The 19,255-nt window shown below is 75.5% G+C and carries 18 protein-coding genes; 11 read left to right on the forward strand and 7 right to left on the reverse strand.

Annotated elements, in window-relative coordinates; genetic code table 11:
• Positions 1-18: 18 nt before the first annotated feature.
• Together BUE37_RS04345 and BUE37_RS04350 are read right to left on the reverse strand one after the other, a co-directional pair.
• A complete protein-coding gene (locus BUE37_RS04345; protein ID WP_073418795.1) occupies positions 19-561 on the reverse strand; it encodes a DUF1003 domain-containing protein in 543 nt (180 codons plus the stop codon).
• Positions 554-1,792 (reverse strand): magnesium transporter MgtE N-terminal domain-containing protein, encoded by a 1,239-nt coding sequence (locus tag BUE37_RS04350; protein ID WP_073418796.1) that lies wholly within the window; start codon positions 1,790-1,792, stop codon positions 554-556. Before BUE37_RS04350 ends, BUE37_RS04345 begins: the two co-directional genes overlap by 8 nt.
• A gap of 25 nt (positions 1,793-1,817) precedes the next feature.
• Here BUE37_RS04350 and BUE37_RS04355 point away from each other — a divergent pair, with 25 nt between their 5' ends.
• The 4 genes from BUE37_RS04355 (at position 1,818) to BUE37_RS04370 (ending at position 6,011) form a co-directional block, all read left to right on the forward strand.
• Positions 1,818-2,681: a PhzF family phenazine biosynthesis protein gene (locus tag BUE37_RS04355; RefSeq protein WP_083628455.1), complete on the forward strand. Its 864-nt coding sequence runs from the start codon at positions 1,818-1,820 to the stop codon at positions 2,679-2,681.
• On the forward strand, positions 2,678-3,613 hold the full coding sequence (locus tag BUE37_RS04360) for a DMT family transporter (RefSeq protein WP_073418797.1): 936 nt from the start codon (positions 2,678-2,680) through the stop codon (positions 3,611-3,613). The genes BUE37_RS04355 and BUE37_RS04360 overlap by 4 nt, the downstream gene beginning before the upstream one ends.
• A 63-nt stretch (positions 3,614-3,676) precedes the next feature.
• Positions 3,677-4,630 (forward strand): HpcH/HpaI aldolase/citrate lyase family protein, encoded by a 954-nt coding sequence (locus BUE37_RS04365; RefSeq protein ID WP_073418798.1) that lies wholly within the window; start codon positions 3,677-3,679, stop codon positions 4,628-4,630.
• Between the two features lie 184 nt (positions 4,631-4,814).
• On the forward strand, positions 4,815-6,011 hold the full coding sequence (locus tag BUE37_RS04370; RefSeq protein WP_073418799.1) for an acyl-CoA dehydrogenase family protein: 1,197 nt from the start codon (positions 4,815-4,817) through the stop codon (positions 6,009-6,011).
• Positions 6,012-6,063: 52 nt separating this feature from the next.
• On the opposite strand, the gene BUE37_RS04375 is transcribed toward BUE37_RS04370, so the two are convergent.
• The 4 genes from BUE37_RS04375 to BUE37_RS04390 all read right to left on the reverse strand — a co-directional run bounded on the left by BUE37_RS04375 (position 6,064) and on the right by BUE37_RS04390 (position 9,212).
• Positions 6,064-6,855 carry an ABC transporter permease gene (locus tag BUE37_RS04375; RefSeq protein WP_073418800.1) on the reverse strand — a complete coding sequence of 264 codons (792 nt, stop codon included), beginning with the start codon at positions 6,853-6,855 and terminating at the stop codon, positions 6,064-6,066.
• The gene (locus BUE37_RS04380; RefSeq protein WP_073418801.1) at positions 6,852-7,787 is read right to left on the reverse strand and encodes an ATP-binding cassette domain-containing protein; all 936 of its coding nucleotides are present in this window, start codon (positions 7,785-7,787) and stop codon (positions 6,852-6,854) included. The genes BUE37_RS04375 and BUE37_RS04380 overlap by 4 nt, the downstream gene beginning before the upstream one ends.
• A gap of 12 nt (positions 7,788-7,799) precedes the next feature.
• The gene (locus BUE37_RS04385) at positions 7,800-8,591 is read right to left on the reverse strand and encodes a DUF4097 family beta strand repeat-containing protein (RefSeq protein ID WP_073418802.1); all 792 of its coding nucleotides are present in this window, start codon (positions 8,589-8,591) and stop codon (positions 7,800-7,802) included.
• 117 nt (positions 8,592-8,708) lie between these two features.
• On the reverse strand, positions 8,709-9,212 hold the full coding sequence (locus tag BUE37_RS04390; protein ID WP_073418803.1) for a toxin-antitoxin system HicB family antitoxin: 504 nt from the start codon (positions 9,210-9,212) through the stop codon (positions 8,709-8,711).
• Positions 9,213-9,313: 101 nt separating this feature from the next.
• Between BUE37_RS04390 and BUE37_RS04395 the strand changes: the two genes are divergently transcribed.
• From BUE37_RS04395 to BUE37_RS04410, 4 genes are all read left to right on the forward strand, one after another.
• Complete coding sequence (locus BUE37_RS04395; RefSeq protein WP_073418804.1) at positions 9,314-10,249, forward strand: NADP-dependent oxidoreductase; 936 nt, start codon at positions 9,314-9,316, stop codon at positions 10,247-10,249.
• Positions 10,250-10,332: 83 nt separating this feature from the next.
• Entirely contained in the window at positions 10,333-10,653 is a 321-nt protein-coding gene (locus BUE37_RS04400; protein ID WP_073418806.1) for an EthD family reductase, read from the forward strand.
• Complete coding sequence (locus BUE37_RS04405; RefSeq protein WP_073418808.1) at positions 10,650-12,200, forward strand: acetolactate synthase large subunit; 1,551 nt, start codon at positions 10,650-10,652, stop codon at positions 12,198-12,200. Before BUE37_RS04400 ends, BUE37_RS04405 begins: the two co-directional genes overlap by 4 nt.
• Positions 12,201-12,275: 75 nt before the next feature.
• Complete coding sequence (locus tag BUE37_RS04410; RefSeq protein WP_073418810.1) at positions 12,276-14,993, forward strand: putative bifunctional diguanylate cyclase/phosphodiesterase; 2,718 nt, start codon at positions 12,276-12,278, stop codon at positions 14,991-14,993.
• An 18-nt stretch (positions 14,994-15,011) separates the two neighbouring features.
• Here BUE37_RS04410 and BUE37_RS04415 read toward each other — a convergent pair whose 3' ends face one another.
• Positions 15,012-15,863: a hypothetical protein gene (locus BUE37_RS04415; protein ID WP_073418812.1), complete on the reverse strand. Its 852-nt coding sequence runs from the start codon at positions 15,861-15,863 to the stop codon at positions 15,012-15,014.
• 358 nt (positions 15,864-16,221) lie between these two features.
• Between BUE37_RS04415 and BUE37_RS04420 the strand changes: the two genes are divergently transcribed.
• From BUE37_RS04420 to BUE37_RS04430, 3 genes are read left to right on the forward strand one after another with little or no spacing between them, the layout of a single operon-like run.
• Positions 16,222-17,460 carry a TadA family conjugal transfer-associated ATPase gene (locus BUE37_RS04420; RefSeq protein ID WP_217651117.1) on the forward strand — a complete coding sequence of 413 codons (1,239 nt, stop codon included), beginning with the start codon at positions 16,222-16,224 and terminating at the stop codon, positions 17,458-17,460.
• Complete coding sequence (locus BUE37_RS04425) at positions 17,457-18,314, forward strand: type II secretion system F family protein (protein WP_073418816.1); 858 nt, start codon at positions 17,457-17,459, stop codon at positions 18,312-18,314. The genes BUE37_RS04420 and BUE37_RS04425 overlap by 4 nt, the downstream gene beginning before the upstream one ends.
• The gene (locus BUE37_RS04430) at positions 18,311-19,252 is read left to right on the forward strand and encodes a type II secretion system F family protein (RefSeq protein WP_073418817.1); all 942 of its coding nucleotides are present in this window, start codon (positions 18,311-18,313) and stop codon (positions 19,250-19,252) included. The genes BUE37_RS04425 and BUE37_RS04430 overlap by 4 nt, the downstream gene beginning before the upstream one ends.
• Positions 19,253-19,255: the final 3 nt, after the last annotated feature.

A 19,255-nucleotide genomic window follows, 5' to 3' on the forward strand; every position in this document is an offset into this window, starting at 1 on the left:
GTACGACGGCCCCGGCGCTCAGCCGACCGACTCGCGCCGCTCCCGCTCGGCGCGCTCGGCCTGCTTGCGGCGCTTCTTCTCCTTCTTCTCCGCCTCGTCCGGCTCCTCGGGGACCAGCCGGGAGAGCTCGCCGCGGATGAAGTCGCGGGTGGCCACCTCGCCGATCGCGACGCGCAGCGCGGCCAGCTCGCGGGCGACGTACTCGGTGTCGGCGCGGGTCTGCGCGGCGCGGGCGCGGTCCTCCTCGGCCTGCACGCGGTCGCGGTCGGCCTGCCGGTTCTGGGCCAGCAGGATCAGCGGCGCGGCGTAGGCGGCCTGGGTGGAGAAGGCCAGGTTCAGCAGGATGAAGGGGTAGGGGTCCCAGCGCAGCCGGACGGCGAACACGTTCAGCGCGATCCAGAGGACCACGATGATCGTCTGGACGGCGAGGAACCGGCCGGTGCCGAGGAAGCGGGCGATGCCCTCGGCGAACCGGCCGACGGCGTCGGGGTCCAGCCGCAGGTAGCTGCCCAGGCTCCGGGCGGAGCCGCGGGGGACGTCGAGCCGGCGGCCGTCAGCCACGGCGGGCCCGCTCGCGCCAGTCCTCGGGCAGCAGGTGGTCGAGGACGTCGTCGACGCTGACCGCGCCCACGAGCCGGCCGCGGTCGTCGACCACCGGGGCGGCGACCAGGTTGTAGGTGGCGAAGTAGCGGGTGACCTCGGTCAGCGGCGCCTCCGGCCGCAGCGGCTCGAGGTCGTCGAGCACGCCGCTGACCAGGGTCGACGGCGGCTCGCGCAGCAGGCGCTGGATGTGCGCCAGCCCGAGGTAGCGCCCGGTGGGGGTAGCCGACGGCGGCCGGCACACGTACACCTGGCTGGCCAGCGACGGCGTCAGCTCCGGCTCCCGCACCCGGGCCAGCGCCTCGGCGATCGTGGCGTCGGGCGCCAGGATCACCGGCTCGCTGGTCATGATGCCGCCGGCGGTGTCCTCCGAGTACTGCAGCAGCTGGCGCACCGGCTCGGCCTCGTCGGGCTCCATGAGCTCGAGCAGCCGGTTGCGGTCGACGTTGGACAGCTCCGACAGCAGGTCGGCGGCGTCGTCGGGGTCCATCTCCTCGAGGACGTCGGCGGCCCGTGTCTCCGCCAGCGACGCGAGGATGCCCATCTGGGTGGCCTCGGGCAGCTCGCCGAGGACGTCGGCCAGCCGCTGGTCGTCGAGCGCCTCGGCCACCTCGTGCCGGCGCTTCTCCGGCAGGTCCTGCAGGGCGTGCGCGAGGTCGGCGGCGTTGAGCTCGCGGTAGGTGGCGATGAGCGTCTCCGCGCCCTGCCCGGTCTCCGGCAGCGCCAGCCCGGCCACCTCGGCCCAGGCCAGCTGGTGCAGCTGCCCCCGCCGGCCGAGCCGGCCCGGCTCCTGCACGGCGAGCCGGGTCACCTGCCACTCGCCGGTGCGGGTCTGCTCGACCGCCGCGTCGACGACGGTCGCGGGGCGCTGCGACTCGCGGAGGGTGACCGTGCGGTCGAGCAGCTCGCCGAGGACCAGCGTCTCGCCGCGCCGCTGCTCGAAGCGCTTGAGGTTCAGCGTGCCCGAGGCGAGCACGACCGCGCCGGGGTCGATGCTGGTCACCCGGCCCATCGGCACGAAGATCCGGCGGCGGGCGACCACCTCGACGACCACGCCGAGCGCGCGGGGGCAGGCGGTGCCCACCCGCAGCGCCACGACGACGTCGCGCAGCCGCCCGACCCGGTCGCCGTTGGGGTCGAAGACGGGCAGTCCGGCGAGCCGGGAGACGTACGCCCTGCTCACCGTGGTCACGGGTGCCGAGGCTACCGTCGGGCCCGTGGCGAGCCCCGTGAGCGTCGAGTACGAGGTCGTCGACGTGTTCGCGCCGCGAGCGTTCGCGGGCAACCCGCTCGCCGTCGTCCTGGACGCCGACGACCTGACGACGGCGCAGTGCCAGGCGCTGGCGAACGAGTTCGCCCTGTCGGAGACGTCGTTCCTGTGTCGGCCCACGGAGCCCGGCGCCTCCTACCGGGTCCGCATCTTCACGCCCTACACCGAGCTGCCCTTCGCCGGGCACCCGAGCGTCGGCGCCGCGCACACGCTGGTGCGCCTGGGCCGGCTGGGGGCCGGGACGCTGCACCAGGAGTGCGGCGCCGGCGTGCTGCCGATCGAGGTCACCGGCGACGGCGCGACGCTCACCGGCGGCCGCCCCACGCTGGAGGACGGGCCCGACGCCGGCGCGCTGGCCGAGGCGATGGGCCTGTCGGCCGCCGACGTCGCCGGGCCGCCCGCGTCGGTCGCCGGCTGCGGCCTGCCCTTCGCCTACCTCGCCGTGCACCCCGGAGTCGTCGACCGGGCGGTCCCCGACCCCGCCCGGCTCGACCGGCTCGGCACCGGCGAGGGCGTCTCGGTGCTGTCGTGGGACGGCGCCACCGCGTACGCCCGCGTCTTCGCCCGCGACCTGCGCTGGGGCGAGGACCCGGCCACCGGCTCCGCGGCCCTCGGCCTCGGCGTGTGGCTGACGGCGGCCGGGCTGGTCGCGCCGGAGGGGACGTCGTCCTACACCGTGCGCCAGGGCGAGGCGATGGGCCGGCCCTCGGTGCTCGAGTGCACGGTCACCGCCGCGGGCGGGCGGGCGACGTCGGCCACCGTGTCCGGCGCGGTGGTGCCGGTGGCGGCCGGCCGCATCCGCGTCCCGTGAGCTCCGGCCAGGCCACCGCGGCTCCCTCGCCGTGGGCGGTGCACCGCCCCGGCACCCGAGACGTCGCGCTCATGGCGGTCGCCGTCGTCGGCGTCTCGTTCTCCGGCCCGCTGACCGCGCTGGTGACGACGTCGTTCCTGGCCATCGCGTTCTGGCGCAACGCCGCGGGTGCCGCGCTGCTGCTGCCGGTGCTGCTCGGCCGGGAGCGCGCCACGCTGACCGGCCTGCGCGCGCGGGACCTGACGACGTCGGTGGTGGCCGGGCTCTTCCTCGCCGCGCACTTCGCCGCCTGGCTGCCGAGCCTGTCGATGACCACGGTCGCCGCGTCCACGGCGCTGGTGACCACGACGCCGATCTGGACGGCGCTCGCCGCGCGGGTCTCCGGTGTCCGGCTGCCCGCGCAGGTGTGGGCGGGGCTCGCGCTGGCCGTCGTGGGGGCCGCGCTGATCGCCGGGGTCGACGTCGCGGTGAGCCTGGAGGCGCTGGCCGGCGACGGGCTGGCCCTGCTCGGCGCGATCTGCGCGGGCGGCTACATGCTCGCCGGCGCCCGGGCCCGCACCCGGCTCGCGACGTCGGCCTACTCCGTCGTCTGCTACTCCACCTGCGCCGCGGTGCTCGCCGTCGCGGCGTGGGTGACCACCACCCCGCTCGCCGGGTTCAGCGCCCGCGACTGGTGGCTGATCGCCGCGATCACCGTGTGCGCGCAGATCCTCGGGCACACGCTGCTCAACCTGGTGCTCTCCAGCGTCGGCCCGACCGTCGTCGGGCTGGCCGTGCTGCTGGAGGTGCCCGGCGCGCTGCTCGTCGCCCTGGTGCTCCTCGGGCAGACGCCGCCGCTGCTGGCGCTGCCCGGCATGGTCGCCGTCGTCGCCGGGGTGGCGCTGGTGATCCGGGCCGGGCGGCCGCAGACGCCGGTCGAGCCGGTCGGCTGAGCCCTCCGGAGGGCGCTGGCTACCCTCCGGTGACCGAAGTCCCTGATCATCAGCGGAGGCACCGTGGCCGAGCTCCGATCCCGTCGTTCCAACCTCGCCGTCCCGGGCAGCAACCCGCGCTTCCTGGAGAAGGCCAAGGGCCTGCCGGCCGACCAGGTCTTCCTCGACCTCGAGGACGCCTGCGCGCCGCTGGCCAAGCCGGGCGCCCGCAAGAACATCGTCGCGGCGCTGAACGAGGGCGGCTGGGGCGAGAAGATCCGCACGGTCCGGGTCAACGACTGGACGACGGAGTGGACCTACCGCGACGTCATCGAGGTGGTCGAGGGCGCCGGGGCGAACCTGGACTGCATCATGCTGCCGAAGGTCGTCGACGCCCATCAGGTCGCGGCGCTGGACTTCCTGCTCACGCAGATCGAGAAGGCCAACGGCCTGGAGGTCGGCCGGATCGGCATCGAGGCGCAGATCGAGACCGCGCAGGGCCTGATCAACGTCAACGACATCGCCTTCGCCAGCCCGCGGATCGAGACGATCATCTTCGGCCCGGCCGACTTCATGGCCAGCATCAACATGAAGTCCCTGGTGGTGGGCGCCCTGCACCCCGACTACCCGGGCGACCCGTTCCACTACATCCTCATGCAGATCCTCATGGCCGCCCGTGCCCGCGGCGTGCAGGCCATCGACGGGCCCTTCCTGCAGGTGCGCGACGTCGACGCCTTCCGCGAGGTCGCCAAGCGCTCGGCGGTGCTCGGCTTCGACGGCAAGTGGGTGCTGCACCCCGGCCAGATCGACGCCGCCAACGAGATCTACGCGCCGTCGCAGGAGGACTACGACCACGCCGAGCTGATCCTCGACGCCTACGACTGGTACACGTCCGAGGCCGGCGGGAAGAAGGGCTCGGCCATGCTCGGCGACGAGATGATCGACGAGGCCAGCCGCAAGATGGCGCTGGTCATCGCGGGCAAGGGCCGCGCCGCGGGGATGTCCCGCACGTCGTCGTTCACCCCGCCCGAGGACTGAGCACCTCACGAGGCATGGGAAGCGATCCCCACGTCATGAGGCCCGAGACGTGGGGATCGCTTCCTGTGCCTGTCGCGCCCAGAAGTGACCGGCCCAGAGGTGACCGGGGACACGGCGACGGGTGCAGGGCGCTCGCCCATACTCGCCGGTAGCACACGGACACCGGAGTCCCCGAGGAGCAGACGTGGCCCGACTGGCGCAGACCGCCGACCTGACCGACATCCAGCGCGAGATCCTGTCGACGGTCCGCAGCTTCGTCGACAAGGAGATCATCCCGCACGCGCAGGAGCTCGAGCACGGCGACGTCTACCCGCAGGAGATCGTCGACGGGCTCAAGGAGCTCGGCATCTTCGGGCTGATGATCCCCGAGGAGTACGGCGGCCTCGGCGAGTCGCTGCTGACCTACGCGCTGGTGGTCGAGGAGATCGCCCGCGGCTGGATGAGCGTCTCCGGCGTCATCAACACGCACTTCATCGTCGCCTACATGATCCGCCAGCACGGCACGCAGGAGCAGAAGGAGCACTTCCTCCCGCGCATGGCCACCGGCGAGGTCCGCGGTGCGTTCTCCATGTCCGAGCCGGGCCTGGGCTCCGACGTCGCCGGCATCCGCACCAAGGCCGTGCAGGACGGCGACTCCTACGTCATCGACGGCCAGAAGATGTGGCTGACGAACGGCGGGTCCTCCACCCTGGTCGCCGCGCTGGTGCGCACCGACCTGGGCGCCGACAAGCCGCACCAGAACCTGACGACGTTCCTGGTGGAGAAGCCGGCCGGCTTCGGCACCGTCGCCCCCGGCCTGACCATCCCCGGCAAGATCGACAAGATGGGCTACAAGGGCGTCGACACCACCGAGCTGGTGTTCGACGGCTACCGCATCGGCGCGGACATGATCCTCGGTGGGCAGCCCGGCCGCGGCTTCGCGCAGATGATGGACGGCGTCGAGGTGGGCCGCGTGAACGTCGCCGCCCGCGCCTGCGGCATCTCCATCCGCGCCTTCGAGCTGGCCGTCGAGTACGCCCAGCAGCGGGAGACCTTCGGCAAGCCGATCGTGCAGCACCAGGCGATCGCGTTCCAGCTCGCCGAGATGGCCACCAAGGTCGAGGCCGCCCACCTGATGATGGTGAACGCCGCCCGGCTCAAGGACGCCGGCCAGCGCAACGACGTCGAGGCCGGCATGGCCAAGCTGATCGCCAGCGAGTACTGCGCCGAGGTGACCACGCAGTCGTTCCGCATCCACGGCGGGTACGGCTACTCCAAGGAGTACGAGATCGAGCGGCTCATGCGTGAGGCGCCGTTCCTGCTCATCGGCGAGGGCACCAGCGAGATCCAGAAGACGATCATCAGCCGCGGCCTGCTCAAGGAGTACGGCCTCAAGCGCTGACGGACGCAGAGCGGTCCGGGACCCGGTGAGGGGTCCCGGGCCGCTCGCGCGTTCAGCGGGCGGGACGCCGCTCGTAGTTGCGGACCGCCCACAGGTAGCCGACCAGCGCGATGCCGGCGCACCAGGCCACCGCCACCCACCCGCTCGAGCCGATCGCAGTGCCGGTGAGCAGGCCGCGCAGCGTCTCGATCACCGGGGTGAACGGCTGGTTCTCGGCGAACCAGCGCAGCGCCCCCGGCATCGACTCGACCGGCACGAAGCCGCTGCCGAAGAAGGGCAGCAGCATCAGCGGCATCGGGACGTTGCTGGCCGCCTCGACCGTCTTCGTCCACAGGCCCATGGCGACCGACAGCCAGGACAGCGCGACGCTGACCAGCGTCAGCAGGCCGGCTGCCGCCAGCCACTCCACCGGGTTCGCGTCCGGCCGGAAGCCCACGAGCAGGGCGACGGCGACGACGACGGCCAGCCCGACCAGGGTCTGCAGCACCGCCCCGACGACGTGCCCGGTGAGCACCGCGGCCCGGGCGATCGACATGGTGCGGAAGCGGGCGATGATCCCCTCGGTCATGTCCATGGCGATCGCGATCGCCGTCCCCTGCGCCCCGCCGGTGATCGCCAGCACGAGGATCCCGGGCACGACGTAGGCGACGTACTCGGCCCGCCCGCCCGAGGGGCCGCCCAGCCCGGCGCCGAGCGTGCCGCCGAAGACGTAGACGAACAGCAACAGGAAGACGATCGGCATCGCGGCGACGATGACGGTGAGCCCGGGGTAGCGCAGGGCCCGCACGAGGTTGCGCCGCAGCATCGTCGCGGAGTCGTTCACGGTCAGGGCCAGCGTGGTCACGCGGGCACCTCCTCGGCAGCCGGCCGGCCGGTCAGGGCCAGGAAGACGTCGTCCAGGTCGGGGGTGTGCACGGTCAGGGCGGCGACGTCCACGCGGGCGTCGTCCAGGCGGGCGAGCAGGGCGCGCAGCTCGGCGACGCCGCCGTCGCCGGGCACCTCGAGCACCAAGCCGTCCGCGGCCGGGACGCCGAGCACGCGGGCGGCCGCGCGGACGGTGGCCGCGTCGCCGAACTGCAGGCGCACGTGCCCGCCGGGGACCAGCCGCTTGAGCTCGTCGGCGGTGCCCTCGGCCACCAGCCGGCCGGAGTCCAGGACCCCGATGCGGTCGGCGAGCTGGTCGGCCTCCTCCAGGTACTGCGTGGTGAGCAGGATGGTGACGCCGTCGGCGACCAGGCCGCGGACGGCGTCCCACATGGCCCGGCGGCTGCGCGGGTCCAGGCCGGTGGTCGGCTCGTCGAGGAAGACCACCCGGGGGCGGCCCATGAGCCCCATGGCGAGGTCCAGGCGCCGCCGCATGCCGCCGGAGTACGTGGACGGCACCTGCCCGGCGGCGTCGACCAGGTCGAACCGCTCGAGGAGCTCGGCCGCCCGCCGGCGGCCCTCCTGCCGGCCGAGGTGGTGCAGGTCGGCCATGAGCCGCAGGTTCTCCGCACCCGTGAGCAGGGCGTCGACGGCGGAGAACTGGCCGGTCAGGGCGATCGCGGCCCGCACCGCGCGGGGCTCCCGGGCGAGGTCGTGCCCGGCCACCCGCACCTCGCCGCCGTCGGCGGGGGTGAGCGTGGACAGGACGTCGACGGTGGTGGTCTTGCCGGCGCCGTTGGGGCCGAGCAGGGCGTGGACGGTGCCCTCGGGCACGGTGAGGTCGAGGCCGTCGAGGACGACCTTCGGGCCGAAGGACTTGCGCAGCCCGCGGACGGAGATCGCGTCGGTCACGTCGTCCTCCCCTCAGGCCCGGCGGACGAGGACGTCGCCGTAGGACGTGCGGGCGTGGATCTCGACGGTCTCGCCGGCGCCCTCGGGTCCCTCGGTCTCGGTGAGCAGGTTGCGGACGCGGCCGGCGCCGGAGGAGACGTCGAGCCAGGCCGCGGTCCCCTCCGGGATCCCGGCCTCGATCTCGCCGTAGGCGGTCTCGAGCACCAGGGAGCCGCGGACGGCCTGGCCGACCCGCACCTGGCCGTACTTGGTGCTCCCGGTGAGCGGCCCGAGGACGCGGTCGACGGTGACGTCGCCGTAGCCGGTCTCGAGCCGGGCCGGGCCGCCGGTCTCGCCGACGCGGACGTCGCCGTAGGAGGTGGTCGCCTCGACCTCGCCGTCGACGGCGCCCGCGGTGATGGTGCCGCTGGAGCTGCGGGCGCGCAGGCGGCCAGCCCGGTCGAGCCGGACGCTGCCGTGCTTGCACTCGAGGTCGGCGGTGCCGAGCCGGCCGGTGCAGGTGACGTCGCCGGCGGTCACCCGGACGTCGAGCGAGGAGCCGGCGGGCAGGACGACGTCGACCTCGACCTCCGGGCCCGAGCCGAAGAACAGCAAGCGGGGCCGGGAGGCCGACCGCACCAGCAGCTCGCCGTCGCGGAAGGTGACCTGGGTGGCCTCGGCGGCGGCGACGTCGGCGGAGCTGGCCGCGTTCTGCGGCCGGACGGTGACGGTGGTGTCGTGCCGGTCGTCGGCGCGGACGTGCACGGCGCCGTACACGACCTCGATGCGGGCCGAGATCGGCCCGGGGGTGTCGAACGTGGGCATGGCTGCGCCCTCCTCGGGGCAGGGGGGATCGCCCCCGGACCGGTCGGCCGGGGTCGCGGTGCGCTGTGCTGTGCGGGCGGTGCGCTGTGGAGCGGTGCGGTGGTGCGCCGGGCGGTGCTAGCGGGCCCAGCCGGTGAACTGCGAGCCGGCGGAGCGGCGGCCGCGCCGGGCGTCGGGGGAGGGGCGCGGGGCGGGCTCGACCGCGTTCGCGACGGCCCGGACCAGCCAGGTGTTCACCGAGACGCCGAGCCGGGCGGCCGCCTCGTCGACGCGGCCCTTGAGCTGCTCGGGCAGGCGCAGGGTGATGCGGACGGTCTCGCCCTCCTCCACCTCGGGCGCGGGCTCCGCCGCCGCGGCCGGCTCGTGCGGCTCGGGCGCCGGGGGAGGGGTGACGGCGAAGCCGATGTCGCTGCCGCGCAGCCGCACGTCGACCGAGCCGGGGGCGAGCTGGGCGGTGACCTCCTCGGCCGCCACCGACAGCGCGCTGAGCAGGGCCAGCCGGACCGACGACTCCAGCGGCGCGGCGAGGCGCTCGGCCAGGGCCTGCGCCTCCTCGCCCCCCGGTGCGGCGGCCAGCGCGAGCTCCCGGCGGAGCTGCTCGACGAACGGCGTGAGGTCCATGACGTCATCCTGACACCATTGTGACGTCACGCGCAACCACCGTGACGTCACCACCTCCCACGGGTCGGCGCGGGGCCCCGGGCGGCCGTACGTTCGGGGTCATGCGCGCCGTCGGGGTGACCGAGTTCGGAGGGCCCCGCGCCCTCGCCGTCGTCGACGTCCCGGACGAGCCGCTGGGCCCCGGGCAGGTGCGGCTGCGCGTGCGGGCCACCGCGGTCAGCCCCACCGACACCCACCTGCGCGAGGGCGCCTACGCGAGCCGCGACCCGGTGAAGACGCCGCCGTGGGTGCCGGGCATGGACGCCGCCGGCGAGGTGGTGGAGGTCGGCGACGGCGTCGACCGGGTGGCCGTGGGCGACGCCGTGATGGCGATCGTCGTGCCCACCGGCGCGCACGGCGGCTACCGCGAGGACCTCGTCCTCCCGCAGGGCTCGGTGGCGCGCGTGCCGGCCGGGGCCGACGCCGTCGCCGCCTGCACCCTGCCCATGAATGCCCTGACCGCGCGGCTGGCCCTCGACCACATGGCGCTGCCACCGGGGTCGGTGGTGGCGGTGACCGGCGCGGCGGGCGCGTTCGGCGGCTACGTCGTCCAGCTGGCCAAGGCCGACGGGCACACCGTCGTCGCCGACGCCTCCGAGGCCGACGAGCAGCTCGTGCGCGACCTCGGGGCCGACGTCGTCGTCCGCCGCGGGGACGACGTCGCGCAGCGGATCCGGGCGGAGTTCCCCGACGGCGTCGACGGCCTGGCCGACGGGTCGGTGCAGGACGCCGCCGTGCTGCCCGCGGTCCGCGACGGCGGGAAGGTGACCACCGTGCGCGGCTACCGCGGCGACGGGTCGGGCCGGGTCGAGGTGTTCCCGACCCGGGTGCGCGACTACGCCGAGAACGGCGCCGCGCTCGACCGGCTGCGCGAGCAGGTGGAGTCCGGCGCGCTCACCCTCCGCGTGGCGCGCACCTTCGCCCCGGAGGAGGCGCCCGAGGCCCACGAGGCGCTCGCCCGCGGCGGCGTGCGCGGCCGCCTGGTGATCACCTTCTGAGGTCGCGCCGAGCCGCCCGTCCCTGCCAGGGTGGGGGAGTCCCGGGGCAGCGGTGCCCCGGGCCGACCGCGGAGGTGGCGCAGATGGTGCACAGGCTCGTCGTCAGCTACGGGCAGCCGGAGGACCCGGCGGCGTTCGACGCCCACTACCGGGACACCCACGTCCCGCTGACGGTGCAGATGCCGGGCCTGGTCCGCTTCACCACCGGCAAGCCGACGTCGATGGACCCGTCGCAGCCGGCTCCCTACCTGGTCGCGGAGCTCGACTTCGACTCCGAGCAGGCGATGGGTGCCTCCTTCGCCTCCGAGGAGGGCCGGGCCAGCGCCAAGGACGTGCGCAACTTCGCCAGCGGCGGCGCCACGATGACCCACTTCGAGGTCACCGAACTGCACGTCTCCCGGTGAACGGCGCCCAGGCACTCATCCGGACGCTCGTCGACGCCGGGGTCGACGTCTGCTTCGCCAACCCCGGCACGTCGGAGATGCACTTCGTCGCCGCCCTCGACGACGTCCCGCAGATGCGCGGCGTCCTCACCCTCTTCGAGGGGGTGGCCACCGGCGCGGCCGACGGCTGGGCGCGGATGACCGGCCGCCCGGCCGCCACGCTGCTGCACCTCGGCCCCGGCATGGGCAACGGGCTGGCCAACCTGCACAACGCCCGCCGCGGCCGGACGCCGATGGTCAACGTCGTCGGCGACCACGGCACCTCGCACAAGCGCCTGGACGCGCCGCTGGAGAGCGACATCGACTCCCTCGCCGGCACGGTGTCCGGCTGGGTGCGGCGCTCGCTGTCGCCGGCCGACCTCGCCGCCGACGCCGCGGACGCCGTCGCCGCGGCCGCCCGCGGGCAGATCGCCACGCTGGTGCTGCCCGCCGACGTCTCGTGGTCCGAGGGTGCCGAGGTCGCCGCCCCCGTGCCGGCCCGCCCGCGCCCGCGGGTCGCCGCGTCGGTCGTCGGCGAGGTGGCCGGGGTGGTGGGCGCCGGCGAGCCGACCGTGCTGTTCGTGGGCGGCGACGTCGTCGCGAGCGAGGCCGGGCTGCTGGCCGCCGCGCGGGTGGCCGCGGGCACCGGCGCGAGGCTGCTCGCCGAGACGTTCCCCCCGCGCATGCTGCGCGGCGCCGGCCTGCCCGACCTCGGCAAGCTGCCCTACCCGCCGGAGGTGGCGATCAAGGCGCTGGCCGGCACCCGGCACCTCGTGCTGGCCGGGGCGACGTCGCCGGTGCACTTCTTCGCCTACCCGGGCGTGCCGCCCACCCCGGTGCCCGACGACTGCACGGTGCACGTGCTGTCGGCCCCGGGGGAGGACGGCGTCGCCGCGCTCGAGGAGCTCGCCGCGCAGGTGGCCGGCGACGCCGAGCCGGCGCTGCTGGAGGCCTCCCGCCCGGAGGTGCCCGGGGGTCGGCTCACGCCGCGGGGGGTCTCCGCGGTGGTCGGCGCGGTGCTGCCGGAGCGGGCGATCGTCGTGGACGAGGCGATCACCTCGGGCATCGGCATCGCCGAGCTGACCTCCGGGGCGCCGCGGCACGACTGGCTGGCGCTGACCGGCGGGGCGATCGGCGACGGGCTGCCCATGGCCGTCGGCGCGGCCGTGGCCTGCCCCGACCGGCCGGTGCTCGTGCTGCAGGCCGACGGCAGCGCCATGTACACGCTGCAGGCGCTGTGGACGATGGCCCGCGAGCAGCTCGACGTCACGGTGCTGCTCTACGACAACGCGTCCTACGCGATCCTGCAGGGCGAGCTGTCGCGGGTGGGCGCCACCGGCGGCGGGGAGCGGGCCGGGCAGCTGCTCGACCTCGGCGGCCCGGCGCTGGACTTCGTCGCGCTGGCCACCGGCATGGGCGTGCCCGCCACCCGCGCGGAGACGACCGACGAGCTGGCCGGCCAGCTGCGCATGGCGCTGCGCGAGCCCGGCCCGCACCTGGTGCAGGCGGTGCTGCGGCAGGGCGGCTGACCCCGGCTCACCCCCTCGGGGGAAGGCGGGGGACATCCGTTCCAGACAGTTCCGTTCCGGGCCGATGCAGCCCCCGTGAGCACGATCAGCGTCCGTCCCGGCCCGACGGTCCCTCCGGCGCTCCTGCGCCGCGGGGCCGTCGGCGCCGCCGCCGTCGTGACTGCCCTCCTCCTCTGGGTGCAGGCCGCCCACCACGGCACCGGTCTGGCCACCGCGATCTACTTCGCGGTCATCGGGGCGACCGTGGTCGCGGCCTGGGCGGGGGTCCGGCGGGGCGGCTCCCGGCCGGCGGCCGTGTGCATCGCCGTCGGGGTCGCGCTGTCGGCCGTCGCGGACGTCGTCTGGCAGCTGCAGGTGTCGCTGACCGGGTCGGGGTCGGACGCCGGCCCGGCCGACGTGGTCTACCTCGGCAGCTACGTCGCCCTCGCCACCGGGCTGTCGCTCCTCGCCCGGCGCAGCACCTCCGACCGCGACCAGCGGGTGGCCGGCTGGATCGACGCGCTCGTCGTGTTCGTGGCCGTGCTGGTGGTCGTGTGGGAGCTGTCGGTCGCGGCCACGGTCGGGGACGAGTCGCTGACGGTGCTCACCCGGCTCACCTTGGCGCTCTACCCCGCCATGGACGCCGCCCTGATCGGCCTCGTCGTCCGCCTGCTCGCCACCCGCCGCCAGGGGGACCGGACGCCGCTGGCGGTGGCCGCGGCCTGCGCCTGCTGGCTGGCCAGCGACCTCGCCTACCTGCTCGACTCCGACGCCGAGGGCTTCGGCGGGTGGCTGGACTCCGGCTGGCTGCTCGGCAGCGCCCTGCTCGCCGTCGCGGCGTGGCCCCTGCAGACCGCGCCCGGGCCCTCCGGCGCCGCGGAGGAGTCCCGCTCCGGCCTCGCCCGGCTGGTCGTCTGCCTGAGCGCGCTGATGGTCCCGCCCAGCATGGAGCTGTTCCTCGACCTCACCGGCGGCGTGGACGCGTCGGGCACCGTGTTCGCCAGCATGCTGGTGCTGACCTCGCTGGTCTTCGTGCGAGCCGCCCTGCTGCTGCGAGGTGAGGCGGCGGCCCGGGCGCTGCTGCGCTCCCGCGAGCGCCACGCCGCCAAGCTGACGGCGCACTCCTCCGACGCCGTCCTCGTGGTGGCCCGTGACGGGCGGCTGCTCAACGACGCGGCCCCGCTCTCCGCGCTGCTCGGCACGCCCGCCACCCGGCTGGTCACCAGCGGCGACGCCGTCGCGCTGGCCGGCGTCGACCCGCAGCTCGCCGCGGACCTGTTCGCGCAGGCCCTGGTCGCCGAGGGCGCCGTGGTCGACGCGGAGATCCCCGTGCGCCACCGCGGCGAGGAGCGCTGGATCAGCGTCCGGCTCACCGACCTCTCCGGCGACCCCGACGTCGGCGGCGTCGTCGTGCACGTCACCGACGTGACCGGCCGCCGTCGCGCCGAGGACGCGCTGGCCCACTCCGTGCTGCACGACGGGCTCACCGGCCTGGCCAACCGCACGCTGTTCGCCGACCGCGTCGGCCAGGCGCTGCGGCGCACGGTGCGCGGCGGGGGCTCGGCCGCGGTCGTCTCTGTCGACGTCGACGGCTTCAAGGCGGTCAACGACGGCCTCGGCCACGCCGCCGGCGACGCGCTGCTGCGCGAGGTGGCGGCCCGGCTGCGCGCCGCGGTGCGCGCCGACGACACCGTGGCCCGCATCGGCGGCGACGAGTTCGCCGTGCTCGTGGAGCAGACCGGCGACGACGAGGCCGTGGCGACGGCGGCCCGGGTGCGCGAGGTCCTCGCCGCCCCGATGACCCTCGCCGGCGCGCCCGTGACGGTGACCGCCAGCGTCGGCGTGGCCGTGGGCCGCGGTGACGTGGGCGCCGAGTCGCTCATCGGCGACGCCGACCTCGCGCTGTACGCGGCCAAGCTCGACGGCCGCGACCGGATGAAGACCTTCACGCCGTGCATGCGGGCGCAGGCCCGCGAGGCGCGGGAGCTGGAGCAGGAGCTGCGCGGCGCCCTGGACGGCGGCGAGTTCCGGCTGGTGTACCAGCCCGTCGTCGGCCTGGGCGACCGCCGGGTGACCGGCTTCGAGGCCCTGCTGCGCTGGGACAGCCCGCGGCTGGGGCCGGTCGGCCCCGACCGGTTCGTGCCGGTGGCCGAGGCCGCCGGGCTGATGGACGCGATCGGCTCCTGGGTGCTGCGGGAGGCGTGCGCGACGGCGGCCGCGTGGCTGCGCGACCACGCCGGCGCGGGCGAGCTGTCGATGGCGGTCAACGTGTCGGCCACCCAGCTGGGCTCGCCGGACCTGGTCGCCTCGATCGCCGCGGCGCTGGCCGAGAGCGGCCTGCCCGCGCGGTGCCTGGTGCTCGAGGTGACCGAGACGGCCCTGGTCGGGGACCCGGAGCGGGCGGCGGCGTGCCTGGCGGCGCTGCGCGCGCTGGGCGTGCGGCTGGCGCTGGACGACTTCGGCACCGGCTACTCGTCGCTGGCGCACCTGCGGCAGTTCACCGTGGACGTGCTCAAGATCGACCGCTCGTTCGTCAGCGGCATCGCCGAGGGCGAGCCGCTGCCGGCGATCGTGCGCGGCACCATCGACCTGGGCCGCACGCTGGGCCTGGAGGTGCTGGCCGAGGGAGTGGAGCACGAGCACCAGGCCCGGCTGCTGGCCGAGGGCTGCTGCGACACCGCGCAGGGCTACCTGTTCGCGAAGCCGCTGGAGCGCACCGACGCCGAGGCGCTGCTGCTGGAGCAGGCGGCGGTGCGCCGGCCGCAGGTGCCGGCGCCGCGCTCGCGGGTGGGACAGGCGGTACGCCCGGCCTGACCGGCCGGGCGCACCGGCTCAGCCGACGCGCTCGAGGTCGGCGTCGGTGCGGGCCCCGGGGACCGGGAGCTCCCGCACCGGCGCCGGCGCCGCGGCGACCGGACGGACGCGGACCAGGCCGAAGCCGAGCATCCGTTGGAAGTGGCGCAGGCCGTTGGTGAGCTCGTGAGGCGCACGGTTGTCGAACAGGTGTCGCACGCCGCGCGCGGACAGCGTCTCCACCACGCCCTGGGTGAGCAGGTAGCGCGCGTCGCTGTGCTTCTGCTCGTCGCCGAGGGCGATGAACAGCCGCAGGATCGCCCACTCGCCGTCGTACGGGGTGACCGCGACGACCAGCGGGACGCCGTCGGCGTCCTCGGCGACCGCCCACAGGCCCGACCCGACCATGTAGCTGTGGTCGGAGCCGACCTGGCGGTAGCGGCTGTCCTTCTTCTGCGGCAGGTGGGCGTCGAGCCGGCGGGTGAGCTCGGCCTGCTCGGCGGTGTCGGTGACCACGCGCCAGGTGACGCCGAGCTTCGTGGCGGCGCGGGCCTTGCGGCGCAGCGTCTGCTTGGACCGGCCGAGGCTGTAGTCGGCGGAGACGGCGGGCACCTCGAGGTGGCAGACGCCGGTGGTGCCGAGCGGCAGCCCGAGCTTGGTGCGCCGCTCGAGCTCCTTCCGCATCAGCGCGCCGGCCGGCGCCCCGGTGAGGACGGCGTCGACGCGGGGGAGCCGGCGGGTGTCGCGGGCGGCGGCGAGGAGCTCGCGCGGGTGGGTGACGAGGAAGTGGAGTGGCCGGCCCGAGCCGACGACGCGCTCCCAGTAGGCCTGGACGCGCGTCTCCGCGTCGGCCGCCTCGACGGCGTCGGCCGTCCCCCGTGGTCCGGACATGCGTGGTTCCTCCCGGTCGACCGACCGTGTGTCGGGATGCAACTGGCCTTGCCCGCAACAGGTGTTGCGGGGTGCGGCCAGTCGATGGTGCCATCGAGACGGGCTCGTGACCAGAGGCTGCCGCACCACCCGATACGGGCGTCCGCGCTCGTCAGAGCGCTCTTCCCCCAGCAGGCGCGTGCGAGAGCGTGCTCCTCCGGACGGTGTCCCCGCACCTCGGTCACCCGGGTGGGTGGCGGTCTGCGCCTGCGGGTGTCACGCACTGTCCACAGATCGGCTGAGCGACCTGCCGCGGAACGGCGGCGTCTCCCTATGGTCCCGGCGTCCGCACGGGGGCGGACCGGGAACGGGGGTGTGCGTGCCGACTGCGACGAGCGCGCTCGACGTCGTCGACGGCGAGGTGCGCGAGCTGATCCGCCGCCGCGGCCTCGACCCGTTCACCGACCCCGGGCCGGTGCGGGTGCTGGTGCGCGACGTGGTGGCCGACTACTCCGAGCGGTCGCTGACCTCGGCGCTGCCGCCGATCGGCGACGCCGACTCGGTGGTGCGCGACGTGCTGGACCGGGTGGCCGGCTACGGGCCGCTGCAGCGCTGGCTCGACGACCCCGAGGTCGAGGAGATCTGGGTCAACGAGCCGGGCCGGGTGTTCGTCGCCCGCCGCGGCCGGTCGGAGCTGACGACGACGATCCTGGGCGCCGGCGAGCTGGCCGACCTGGTCGAGCGGATGCTGCGCACCTCGGGCCGGCGCATCGACATGAGCCAGCCCTTTGTCGACGCGATGCTCCCCGACGGCTCGCGGCTGCACGTCGTCATCCCCGACATCACGCGGCACCACATGGCGGTCAACATCCGCAAGTTCGTGCTGCAGGCGCACTCGCTCGACGAGCTGGTGGCCACCGGCACGCTCACCGCGCAGGCCGCCCGGTTCCTCGAGGCCGCCGTCGCCTCGGGCCTCAACGTGCTGGTCTCGGGCGGCACCCAGGCAGGCAAGACGACGCTGCTCAACTGCCTGGTCGCCGCGATCCCGGCCCGCGAGCGGGTGATCACCTGCGAGGAGGTGTTCGAGCTCCGGGTACCGCTGCCCGACGTCGTCGCCATGCAGACGCGCCAGCCCAACCTCGAGGGCGCCGGGGAGATCCCGCTGCGCCGGCTGGTCAAGGAGGCGCTGCGGATGCGGCCCTCGCGGATCGTCGTCGGCGAGGTGCGGCAGGAGGAGTGCCTCGACCTGCTCATCGCGCTCAACTCGGGGCTGCCCGGCATGTGCACGCTGCACGCCAACAGCGCCCGCGAGGCGGTGGTGAAGATGTGCACGCTGCCCCTGCTGGCCGGCGACAACATCGGCCACGCGTTCGTCGTCCCCACGGTGGCCGCCAGCGTCGACCTGGTGGTGCACGTGGCCACCGAGGCGTCGGGTCAGCGGCGGGTGCGCGAGGTCGTCGCGGTGCCGGGGCGGGCCGAGGACGGCGTCGTCGAGCTGGCCGACGTCTTCACCACCCGGGAGGGCCGGCTGGTGCGCGCCGAGGGCTTCCCGCCGCACGCGGAGCGCTTCGCCGCCGCCGGGTTCGACCTGCCCGCGCTGCTGGAGGCCCGCCGGTGACCGGCGCGCTCCTGGGCCTGCTGCTCGGCGTCGGGCTGCTGCTCGTCTGGCGCAGCGGGCCGCGGGCACCGGGGCGGCCGGCCACGCCGCGCCCGCCCGGACGGCGGGCCCGCCTGCTCGCCGAGGCCGGGCTGACCGGGATCAACCCGGCGCAGCTGGTCGCGCTGCAGGTCCTGCTCGGGGGCCTGGCCACCGTCGTCGTGCTGCTGACCACCGGGACGGTCAGCGTCAGCGTCGCCTTCGGGGTGTTCGCGGCCGCGCTCCCGCACGTGCAGGTGCGCCGGCTGGCTGCCCGCCGCCGCGCCGACCTGCGCGAGGTGTGGCCGGAGGTGGTCGACAACCTGGCGTCCGCCGTGCGCGCCGGGCTCTCGCTGCCGGAGGCGCTGTCGGCGCTCGCCGTCCGCGGGCCCGAGGTGCTGCGCCCGCCGTTCGCGCGGTTCGCCGCCGACCACCGCTCCAGCGGCCGGTTCGGCGACGGCCTCGACCGGCTCAAGGCCGACCTCGCCGACCCGGTGGGCGACCGCATCGTCGAGACGCTGCGGGTGGCCCGCGAGGTGGGCGGCTCCGACCTCGGCCGGGTGCTGCGGACGCTGGCGACCTTCCTGCGCGAGGACGCGCGCGCCCGCGCGGAGCTCGAGACCCGGCAGGGCTGGGTGGTGCAGGCCGCGCGGCTGGCGGTCGGGGCGCCGTGGGTGGTCCTGCTGCTGCTCGCCACCCAGTCGACGACGCTGGCCGCCTACGACAGTCCGGCGGGGACGGCGCTGCTCGTCGGCGGCGGGGCGGTCTGCCTGGTCGCCTACCGGCTGATGCTGCGGATCGGGCGGCTGCCGCAGGACGTGCGGGTGCTCCAGTGAGCGCGTCGCTGACCGGGATGCTGCTCGGGCTCGCGGCCGCCGTCGGCCTGCTGCTGGCCGTCACCTTCGCGCCGCCGTTCCGCGCGGTGCGGCTGGTCGACCGGCTCGCGCCCTACGTGCACGACGCCCCGCCGCCGTCGCGGCTGCTCGGGACGGCGACCGAGCCGGGGCTGCTCGTCGCCGTCCGCCGGGTGTTCGGCCCGCTGGTGGCCGACGGCGCCCGGTTCGTCGACCGCGTGCTCGGCGGCCGGTCCGCGGTGCGCCGTCGTCTGGACGCGCTGGGCGCCGAGCAGACCGTGGAGGACCTGCGCGTCGAGCAGGTGGTGTGGGGCGGGATCGGCCTGCTCGGCGCGGCCCTGCTCGCGGGGACCGGCGCGCTGGTGGCCGGGAGCGTCAACCTGCTGTCGGTCGCGCTCCTTGGCCTGGCCGGCCTGCTCGGCGGGGTGCTCGGCCGCGACTGGTGGCTTACCCAGCAGGTCCGCCGACGCGAGGAGCTGCTGCTCGCGGAGTTCCCCGTCGTCGCCGAGCTGCTCGCGCTGGCGGTGACGGCGGGGGAGAGCCCGACGGCGGCCATCGCCCGGGTCACCCGGCTGTCGGGCGGCGAGCTGGCCCGCGAGCTCGGCGGGGCGCTCGGCCGGGCGCGCGCCGGCGTCCCGCTGGTGCAGGCGCTGCAGGAGGTGGCCGACCGGACGTCGGTCGACGCGCTCGCCCGCTTCGTCGACGGCCTGCTCGTGGCCATCGAGCGCGGCACCCCGCTCGCGGAGGTGCTGCGCGCCCAGGCCGCCGACGTCCGGGAGGCCGGCAAGCGCCGGCTGCTGGAGGCCGGCGGTCGCAAGGAGATCGCCATGATGGTGCCGGTCGTCTTCCTGGTGCTGCCGGTCACCGTCCTGTTCGCCCTGTTCCCGGGGCTGATCAGCATCGTCTCGCTGGCGCGCTGAGCG

The organism is Geodermatophilus nigrescens (genome assembly GCF_900129495.1).
GTDB lineage: Bacteria > Actinomycetota > Actinomycetes > Mycobacteriales > Geodermatophilaceae > Geodermatophilus > Geodermatophilus nigrescens.

What these genes read in the sequence shown, in the direction of transcription:
- BUE37_RS04390 (WP_073418803.1), bottom strand. Translation starts at nt 9,212, where the DNA reads ATGGACCTCACGCCGTTCGTCGAGCAGCTCCGCCGGGAGCTCGCGCTG.
- BUE37_RS04395 (WP_073418804.1), top strand. Translation starts at nt 9,314, where the DNA reads ATGCGCGCCGTCGGGGTGACCGAGTTCGGAGGGCCCCGCGCCCTCGCC.
- BUE37_RS04400 (WP_073418806.1), top strand. Translation starts at nt 10,333, where the DNA reads ATGGTGCACAGGCTCGTCGTCAGCTACGGGCAGCCGGAGGACCCGGCG.
- BUE37_RS04415 (WP_073418812.1), bottom strand. Translation starts at nt 15,863, where the DNA reads ATGTCCGGACCACGGGGGACGGCCGACGCCGTCGAGGCGGCCGACGCG.
- BUE37_RS04385 (WP_073418802.1), bottom strand. Translation starts at nt 8,591, where the DNA reads ATGCCCACGTTCGACACCCCCGGGCCGATCTCGGCCCGCATCGAGGTC.